Origin of the sequence: Streptomyces orinoci, from assembly GCF_003121295.1 — a bacterium.
In the GTDB taxonomy this organism is placed as follows: Bacteria; Actinomycetota; Actinomycetes; order Streptomycetales; family Streptomycetaceae; genus Streptomyces; species Streptomyces orinoci.
In genome coordinates, this window is the sequence record NZ_PHNC01000029.1 from 1547945 (window position 1) to 1557351 (window position 9407).

3 protein-coding genes, 3 rRNA genes and 1 pseudogene are annotated in these 9407 nt (G+C 62.0%); 1 reads left to right on the forward strand and 6 read right to left on the reverse strand.

Annotation, left to right across the window (positions count from 1 at the left end; genetic code table 11):
* Positions 1 to 13 precede the first annotated feature (13 nt).
* From CV755_RS21910 to CV755_RS21930, 5 genes are all read right to left on the reverse strand, one after another.
* Complete coding sequence (locus CV755_RS21910) at positions 14 to 811, reverse strand: phosphatase (RefSeq protein WP_109282033.1); 798 nt, start codon at positions 809 to 811, stop codon at positions 14 to 16.
* A 201-nt stretch (positions 812 to 1012) separates the two neighbouring features.
* On the reverse strand, positions 1013 to 2185 hold the full coding sequence (locus CV755_RS21915) for an acetoin utilization protein AcuC (protein WP_109281868.1): 1173 nt from the start codon (positions 2183 to 2185) through the stop codon (positions 1013 to 1015).
* A gap of 93 nt (positions 2186 to 2278) precedes the next feature.
* Positions 2279 to 2395: ribosomal RNA gene (gene rrf, locus CV755_RS21920) — 5S ribosomal RNA — on the reverse strand.
* Between the two features lie 71 nt (positions 2396 to 2466).
* A 23S ribosomal RNA gene (locus CV755_RS21925) occupies positions 2467 to 5586 on the reverse strand.
* 280 nt (positions 5587 to 5866) lie between these two features.
* Positions 5867 to 7392, reverse strand: a 16S ribosomal RNA gene (locus tag CV755_RS21930).
* Together the 16S, 23S and 5S rRNA genes form the textbook arrangement of a ribosomal RNA operon.
* A gap of 713 nt (positions 7393 to 8105) precedes the next feature.
* Between CV755_RS21930 and trpS the strand changes: the two genes are divergently transcribed.
* Positions 8106 to 9116 carry a tryptophan--tRNA ligase gene (gene trpS, locus CV755_RS21940; protein ID WP_109281870.1) on the forward strand — a complete coding sequence of 337 codons (1011 nt, stop codon included), beginning with the start codon at positions 8106 to 8108 and terminating at the stop codon, positions 9114 to 9116.
* A gap of 63 nt (positions 9117 to 9179) precedes the next feature.
* On the opposite strand, the pseudogene CV755_RS21945 reads toward trpS, so the two are convergent.
* Positions 9180 to 9407 (reverse strand): annotated as a pseudogene (locus tag CV755_RS21945) (pyrroline-5-carboxylate reductase family protein); the annotation flags it as partial.

Below are 9407 nucleotides of genomic sequence, written 5' to 3' on the forward strand. Positions count from 1 at the left end.
AGCCATCGGCCGCCTACCGTGACAGACACGCTCGATTGAGTACATAGCGAGTAAGCGGCAGGTAGTAATCAGACCGCACAGTGTCATCAAGCGGAACGACCACGGACACCCGCCCCTCGGCCTGGCCGACGAACAGCGCCGGGTCGTCCGAGTCCGCCAACCCGATGGCCTCAAAGCCCAGCTGACCAGCCCCGCAGACCCAACCGTGGTCCCCGATGACCAGGGCCGGAAGGGGCCCGTCGCCATCTGCCGCGGCAGCCAGTGCAGTACGAAGCGGGAGGGGTGAATGCGTGTGTGCGCCGGGCTCATTCGAGGATGCGCGTGCGCCACCATCGCGCACCATCGCGACTCCTCTGACGTAGTCAAGGTTGTAGGTGCGTACCCCAAACCGGGTCGTTATGTCGATAGTTCGACCCTGCGCGGGGGTGAGAACAGGGCATCCCACCGACGACAGTCCGGCGGCCAATGCGGCGTAGAAGCCCAGGAGGCGGTGGGGGTGACCGGTTCCCAGCAGCACCGGAGCGCCGGCCGCGGCCACTGCGCCCAGGCGGTCGGCGAAGGCACCGAGTGCCACCATTGTGCGGTCCGGATCGATCACATCGTGCCCGGAAGTGTGTGTGGGATCGGCTGAAACTCCACACTTACCGGCCATCAGACGCAACAACTCCTCGATGCGCCAGTCGTTTTCCGGCTCCAGTCCCATCAGCACCCTGGGATCACGGGCGGCCAGCCGCCGGTAGCGGTCGAGGCTCCGCTCCCGGGTGGTGGCCACCTCTCCGGCCAGCCGGGCGGCAAGCAGATGTGCACGCAGGCGTTCCACGCCTCGCTAACGGGGGATCAAGGCCCTTGGATGCGACCAGCGGCAGCCGCCAATGGTGGCCGGCCGCCCACGGGCAAGGGAACCATCTGCCGTGTGGGTAACGGGTGGAGCGTGGGTGTGCGGCCCCGCCGAAGACGGCAAACGGCGCCGCAGCCGGCGATGTGCGCAACCGCTCACAAACCCCAAGTCCCCCTAGGGCAACAGCCCATGCAGCGGAAACACCGCCCGCCGCGTAGCCAGAATCGCCTGATCCAGCCGATCAGCCGGGTCGTACCCATGCTCATCAAAGGACCGCCACTCCGGGCGAACCCCATCCGTCATCCGCCCCGGTCCCAACTGCCGGGTAAGCGCGAACACTTGACTCCGCCACTCCTCCGGCACCCCGGTCTCCGGAGGAATCCGCCGCCCAGCTGCAATCGCCACCAAATGCGCCCACGACCGCGGCACCACGTCCACCACCGCATAACCACCACCCCCCAACGCAACCCATCGCCCTTCCGCATACCGATGCGCCAACTCATGGCACGCCTCGCCCACCAGACGCTGCGCATCCAGCGACACCGCCAAATGCGCCAGCGGATCCTCGAAGTGGGTATCGGCCCCATGCTGACTGACCAGCACCTGGGGCCGGAAAGCCGCCAGAAGCTCCGGCACCACCGCGTGAAAGGCCCGCAGCCACCCCGCGTCCCCCGTGCCGGCCGGCAGCGCCAGATTCACCGCACTGCCCTCCGCCGCCCGGCCCCCGGTCTCCTCCGGCCACCCGGTCTGCGGAAAGAGCGTACGAGGATGCTCGTGCAGCGAGATGGTCAGCACCCTGGGGTCGTCCCAGAACGCCGCCTGGACGCCGTCGCCATGGTGTACGTCCACATCGACATACGCCACCCGCTCCGCGCCGAGCTCCAGCAGCCTGGCGACCGCCAGCGCGGCGTCGTTGTAGACGCAGAACCCCGAAGCCCCGCCCGGCATCGCATGGTGCAGACCGCCGGCGAAATTGACGGCATGCGCCACCTGGCCATGCCACACCGCCTCGGCGGCCGCCACCGACTGACCGGCGATCAGCGCCGCCGCATCATGCATGCCCTCAAAAGCCGGGTCGTCCTCGGTCCCCAGCCCATAACTGGTGTCGGCCGCCCGGGGATTGGCGGAGGCGGCACGTACCGCGGCGATGTAGTCCTCTCTGTGCACCAGCCGCAGCGTGGACTCCCCGGCCGGCTTGGCAGCCACCACTCGCATTTCCCGGTCGAGCCCGAAAGCCTCGACCAGGCGCATGGTCAGCGCCAGCCGGACCGGATCCATCGGATGCCCCGGCCCGAAGTCATAACCCGTTACCGCTTCGTCCCACATCAGCTGTGCACGACCGCCCATGGGCGTCACCGTATCGGTCCGGGTAAACGCAAAAAAGCCGTGGGCCCGAATCAAACCCTCTCGGATTCAACTCGGGCCCACGGCCCAATAATTGTTCGGCGGCGTCCTACTCTCCCACACGGTCCCCCATGCAGTACCATCGGCGCTGAAAGGCTTAGCTTCCGGGTTCGGAATGTAACCGGGCGTTTCCCTAACGCAATGACCACCGAAACACTATGAAACAGACAACCGGCTTTTGGTTGTTCGTGGTTTCAGAACCAACACAGTGGACGCGAGCAACTGAGGACAAGCCCTCGGCCTATTAGTACCAGTCAGCTCCAACCGTTACCGGTCTTCCACACCTGGCCTATCAACCCAGTCGTCTACTGGGAGCCTTACCCCATCAAGTGGGTGGGAGCCCTCATCTCGAAGCAGGCTTCCCGCTTAGATGCTTTCAGCGGTTATCCCTCCCGAACGTAGCCAACCAGCCATGCCCTTGGCAGGACAACTGGCACACCAGAGGTTCGTCCGTCCCGGTCCTCTCGTACTAGGGACAGCCCTTCTCAAGACTCCTACGCGCACAGCGGATAGGGACCGAACTGTCTCACGACGTTCTAAACCCAGCTCGCGTACCGCTTTAATGGGCGAACAGCCCAACCCTTGGGACCGACTCCAGCCCCAGGATGCGACGAGCCGACATCGAGGTGCCAAACCATCCCGTCGATATGGACTCTTGGGGAAGATCAGCCTGTTATCCCCGGGGTACCTTTTATCCGTTGAGCGACGGCGCTTCCACAAGCCACCGCCGGATCACTAGTCCCGACTTTCGTCCCTGCTCGACCCGTCGGTCTCACAGTCAAGCTCCCTTGTGCACTTACACTCAACACCTGATTACCAACCAGGCTGAGGGAACCTTTGGGCGCCTCCGTTACCCTTTAGGAGGCAACCGCCCCAGTTAAACTACCCACCAGACACTGTCCCTGATCCGGATCACGGACCCAGGTTAGACATCCAGCACGACCAGAGTGGTATTTCAACGACGACTCCACACACACTGGCGTGCATGCTTCACAGTCTCCCACCTATCCTACACAAGCCGAACCGAACACCAATATCAAGCTATAGTAAAGGTCCCGGGGTCTTTCCGTCCTGCTGCGCGAAACGAGCATCTTTACTCGTAGTGCAATTTCACCGGGCCTATGGTTGAGACAGTCGAGAAGTCGTTACGCCATTCGTGCAGGTCGGAACTTACCCGACAAGGAATTTCGCTACCTTAGGATGGTTATAGTTACCACCGCCGTTTACTGGCGCTTAAGTTCTCAGCTTCGCCCCACCGAAATGGAGCTAACCGGTCCCCTTAACGTTCCAGCACCGGGCAGGCGTCAGTCCGTATACATCGCCTTACGGCTTCGCACGGACCTGTGTTTTTAGTAAACAGTCGCTTCTCGCTGGTCTCTGCGGCCACACCCAGCTCAGAGAGCGTGTCTCATCACCGGACATGGCCCCCCTTCTCCCGAAGTTACGGGGGCATTTTGCCGAGTTCCTTAACCATAGTTCACCCGAACGCCTCGGTATTCTCTACCTGACCACCTGAGTCGGTTTAGGGTACGGGCCGCCATGAAACTCGCTAGAGGCTTTTCTCGACAGCATAGGATCATCCACTTCACCACAATCGGCTCGGCATCAGGTCTCAGACTATGTGTCACGCGGATTTGCCTACGTGACGTCCTACACCCTTACCCCGGGACAACCACCGCCCGGGCTGGACTACCTTCCTGCGTCACCCCATCGCTCACCTACTACAGGTCTGGTCCGTCGGCTCCACCACTCCCCTCAACTCCGAAGAGATCAGGGCGGCTTCACGGACTTAGCATCGCCTGGTTCAGCGCTGGCGCTTCAAAGCGGGTACCGGAATATCAACCGGTTGTCCATCGACTACGCCTGTCGGCCTCGCCTTAGGTCCCGACTTACCCTGGGCAGATCAGCTTGACCCAGGAACCCTTAGTCAATCGGCGCAAGAGTTTCCCACTCTTGTATCGCTACTCATGCCTGCATTCTCACTCGTGAACCGTCCACAACTACCTTCCGGCGCTGCTTCACCCGGCACACGACGCTCCCCTACCCATCACAGCCACCGTTAGATGTACATGCTGCAATGACACGACTTCGGCGGTACGCTTGAGCCCCGCTACATTGTCGGCGCGGAATCACTTGACCAGTGAGCTATTACGCACTCTTTCAAGGGTGGCTGCTTCTAAGCCAACCTCCTGGTTGTCTCTGCGACTCCACATCCTTTCCCACTTAGCGTACGCTTAGGGGCCTTAGTCGATGCTCTGGGCTGTTTCCCTCTCGACCATGGAGCTTATCCCCCACAGTCTCACTGCCGCGCTCTCACTTACCGGCATTCGGAGTTTGGCTAAGGTCAGTAACCCGGTAGGGCCCATCGCCTATCCAGTGCTCTACCTCCGGCAAGAAACACACGACGCTGCACCTAAATGCATTTCGGGGAGAACCAGCTATCACGGAGTTTGATTGGCCTTTCACCCCTAACCACAGGTCATCCCCCAGGTTTTCAACCCTGGTGGGTTCGGTCCTCCACGACCTCTTACAGCCGCTTCAACCTGCCCATGGCTAGATCACTCCGCTTCGGGTCTTGGGCGCGCTACTCTGGTCGCCCTATTCGGACTCGCTTTCGCTACGGCTTCCCCACACGGGTTAACCTCGCAACACACCGCAAACTCGCAGGCTCATTCTTCAAAAGGCACGCAGTCACGAGATGCACAAAGTACATCCGACGCTCCCACGGCTTGTAGGCACACGGTTTCAGGTACTATTTCACTCCGCTCCCGCGGTACTTTTCACCATTCCCTCACGGTACTATCCGCTATCGGTCACCAGGGAATATTTAGGCTTAACGGGTGGTCCCGCCAGATTCACACGGGATTTCTCGGGCCCCGTGCTACTTGGGTGTCGCACAAGCAAGCCGCTAATGTTTCAGCTACGGGGGTCTTACCCTCTACGCCGGGCCTTTCGCATGCCCTTCGCCTACATCAACGGTTTCTGACTCGCCTCATGGCCGGCAGACCATGAAAGTGCGATCCCACAACCCCGCATACGCAACCCCTGCCGGGTATCACACGCATACGGTTTGGCCTCATCCGGTTTCGCTCGCCACTACTCCCGGAATCACGGTTGTTTTCTCTTCCTGCGGGTACTGAGATGTTTCACTTCCCCGCGTTCCCTCCATACTGCCTATGTGTTCAGCAGTAGGTGACAGCCCATGACGACTGCCGGGTTTCCCCATTCGGACACCCCCGGATCACAGCTCGGTTGACAGCTCCCCGGGGCCTATCGCGGCCTCCCACGTCCTTCATCGGTTCCTGGTGCCAAGGCATCCACCGTGCGCCCTTAAAAACTTGGCCACAGATGCTCGCGTCCACTGTGCAGTTCTCAAACAACGACCAGCCACCCATCACCCCACCCCAAAAAGGCGAGTTCACTGGGACCGGCAACTGAAGGACAACCATGACGGCCGTACCCTCAGATACCCAACAGCGTGCCCGGCCCAGCCTCCGAGAAGATTTCGCGTTCCACGCCGAAGCAGTACTAACGAACACCCCTGAGACTGTGCCGAATAGTCAACGTTCCACCCATGAGCAACCGTGCGAGACATTCGCTCGCAGTCGGCTATGTGCTCCTTAGAAAGGAGGTGATCCAGCCGCACCTTCCGGTACGGCTACCTTGTTACGACTTCGTCCCAATCGCCAGTCCCACCTTCGACGGCTCCCTCCACAAGGGTTGGGCCACCGGCTTCGGGTGTTACCGACTTTCGTGACGTGACGGGCGGTGTGTACAAGGCCCGGGAACGTATTCACCGCAGCAATGCTGATCTGCGATTACTAGCAACTCCAACTTCATGGGGTCGAGTTGCAGACCCCAATCCGAACTGAGACCGGCTTTTTGAGATTCGCTCCACCTCACGGTATCGCAGCTCATTGTACCGGCCATTGTAGCACGTGTGCAGCCCAAGACATAAGGGGCATGATGACTTGACGTCGTCCCCACCTTCCTCCGAGTTGACCCCGGCAGTCTCCTGTGAGTCCCCATCACCCCGAAAGGCATGCTGGCAACACAGAACAAGGGTTGCGCTCGTTGCGGGACTTAACCCAACATCTCACGACACGAGCTGACGACAGCCATGCACCACCTGTACACCGACCACAAGGGGGGCACTATCTCTAGCACTTTCCGGTGTATGTCAAGCCTTGGTAAGGTTCTTCGCGTTGCGTCGAATTAAGCCACATGCTCCGCTGCTTGTGCGGGCCCCCGTCAATTCCTTTGAGTTTTAGCCTTGCGGCCGTACTCCCCAGGCGGGGAACTTAATGCGTTAGCTGCGGCACGGACAACGTGGAATGTCGCCCACACCTAGTTCCCAACGTTTACGGCGTGGACTACCAGGGTATCTAATCCTGTTCGCTCCCCACGCTTTCGCTCCTCAGCGTCAGTATCGGCCCAGAGATCCGCCTTCGCCACCGGTGTTCCTCCTGATATCTGCGCATTTCACCGCTACACCAGGAATTCCGATCTCCCCTACCGAACTCTAGCCTGCCCGTATCGAATGCAGACCCGGGGTTAAGCCCCGGGCTTTCACATCCGACGCGACAAGCCGCCTACGAGCTCTTTACGCCCAATAATTCCGGACAACGCTTGCGCCCTACGTATTACCGCGGCTGCTGGCACGTAGTTAGCCGGCGCTTCTTCTGCAGGTACCGTCACTTGCGCTTCTTCCCTGCTGAAAGAGGTTTACAACCCGAAGGCCGTCATCCCTCACGCGGCGTCGCTGCATCAGGCTTTCGCCCATTGTGCAATATTCCCCACTGCTGCCTCCCGTAGGAGTCTGGGCCGTGTCTCAGTCCCAGTGTGGCCGGTCGCCCTCTCAGGCCGGCTACCCGTCGTCGCCTTGGTAGGCCATCACCCCACCAACAAGCTGATAGGCCGCGGGCTCATCCTGCACCGCCGGAGCTTTCCACCACCAGGGATGCCCCCAGTAGTCGTATCCGGTATTAGACCCCGTTTCCAGGGCTTGTCCCAGAGTGCAGGGCAGATTGCCCACGTGTTACTCACCCGTTCGCCACTAATCCCCGGCCGAAACCGGTTCATCGTTCGACTTGCATGTGTTAAGCACGCCGCCAGCGTTCGTCCTGAGCCAGGATCAAACTCTCCGTGAATGTTTACCGGCCGCGTTTAATTAAAAACTGCCGGTGCACACACACGAGAGCGGAACAACCAGGCGGAATAAGCCCGGTCGTTCACAGCGTCCTCGCTGTGTATTTCAAAGGAACCTCACCCACCACAACGTGGTGGACGGGGTTATTTTATAGTCTGGCGTTGACTTTTGGCACGCTGTTGAGTTCTCAAGGAACGGACGCTTCCTTCGTACTCACCCTCTCGGGCTTTCCTCCGGGCGCTTCCCTTCGGTGTTTCCAACCTTACCAGATCCGATTTCTCGTTTCCGGCCCCCTGCTGGAGCGGGGTTTCTCGCCTTTTCGCTTTCGCGTCCCGGCGTGATCACTACTTTAGCGGATTTCCCCGGTGACTCCTAATCGAAGTCCGAGCCGGAATTCGGGCACGCCGAAATCCATCCCGTTCAGGGGCCGTGCAGTAGTGGATGCCGCCGGTGCGGCCAGAGGTGCCGCCCCGTCATCCGTATGGACGCCGTGGCAACCCGAAGAACTCTACACGAGGCTGTACGCACCATCAAATCCCTCGCGGAGGCCCCCTGCCCGGGGTACTGTCGTCCGCATGACCAAGCAGCATGCGCACACCCAACAGTGGTGGGCCGCCTAGGGCGGCCGGTTCTCGCATGCACTCAACGGCCGCCGCCTCGGCGGCCGTTTTTGCTGTCCGTGGCGGTGGTCCCGCACCTGGGGAGAAGGACACCATGACCACACGGACCACTCGGATCTTCAGCGGCGTCAAGCCCACCGGCCACCTCACCCTTGGCAACTACCTCGGCGCCATTCGCCAGTGGGTGGAATCCGACCAGCACCGGGCCGAGGCCCTGTTCTGCGTGGTCGATCTGCATGCGCTGACCGTGGATCACGACCCCGCCCGGGTGCGGCGGCTCAGCCGGCAGACGGCGACCCTGTTCCTGGCCGCCGGCCTGGACCCGGAGCTCTGCACGCTGTTTGTACAAAGCCATGTGGACGAGCACACCCGCCTCTCCTATCTCCTGGAGTGCACGGCCACCGATGGCGAGATGCGCCGGATGATCCAGTACAAGGAGAAATCGGTCCGCGAGCGGTCCACCGGAGGCAGCGTAAGGCTGTCCCTGCTGACCTATCCCGCGCTGATGGCGGCGGACATCCTCGCCTATGGCGCGGACGAGGTCCCGGTCGGCGACGACCAGGCCCAGCACGTCGAGCTGACCCGGGACCTGGCGGTCCGCTTCAACCAACGCTATGGGCACACCTTCACCGTGCCCCGGGCAGTGCTGCCGGAGGTCGCGTCCCGGGTGATGGACCTCCAGGACCCGACGTCCAAGATGGGCAAGTCGCACGCCGAGACCTCCGGCATCGTCTATCTGCTCGATGAACCGGAGGTGGTGCGCAAGAAGATCATGCGCGCGGTCACCGACAGCGGAAGCGATGTGGTCTACGACCGTGAGGCGCACCCGGGAGTGGCCAATCTGCTGGAGCTGCTGGCCTCCTGCACCGGCGACAAGCCCGCGGTGCTGGCCGAGCAGTACAGCTCGTACGGCGCGCTGAAGAGGGACACCGCCGAAGCGGTGGTCGAGCTGCTGCGTCCGGTGCAGGCACGGCACGCCGAGCTGTGCGCCGACCCGGGCACGGTGGACGCGGTGCTGCGTACCGGCGCCGAACGGGCCCGGGCGCTGGCCCGGCCGACTGTTGACGCGGCATACCGGGCCATCGGGCTGTTGCCCGCGGCTTGAAGKGAGAACACCGGSGGGGACGGGGCAGCGCCCGCGTCCCCGCCGGCCCAACCCTTCCGGTGGTCAGCCCTGTCCGGAAGCCAGTTCCCGGCTGCGGTCGCGGGCTGCCTCCAGGGCGGCGATCAGCGCATGCCGTACCCCGTGCTTCTCCAGCTCCCGGATGGCGCTGATGGTGGTACCGGCCGGGGAGGTCACCGCCTCACGCAGCTTGACCGGTGCTCACCGCTGTCGCGGAGCATCACCGCGGCACCGATGGCCGCCTGGACGATCAGATCGTGGCCTTGTCCCGGG

Coding starts and splice junctions, on each gene's coding strand:
- CV755_RS21915 (WP_109281868.1), bottom strand. CDS start 2,185: ATGGGCGGTCGTGCACAGCTGATGTGGGACGAAGCGGTAACGGGTTAT.
- trpS (WP_109281870.1), top strand. CDS start 8,106: ATGACCACACGGACCACTCGGATCTTCAGCGGCGTCAAGCCCACCGGC.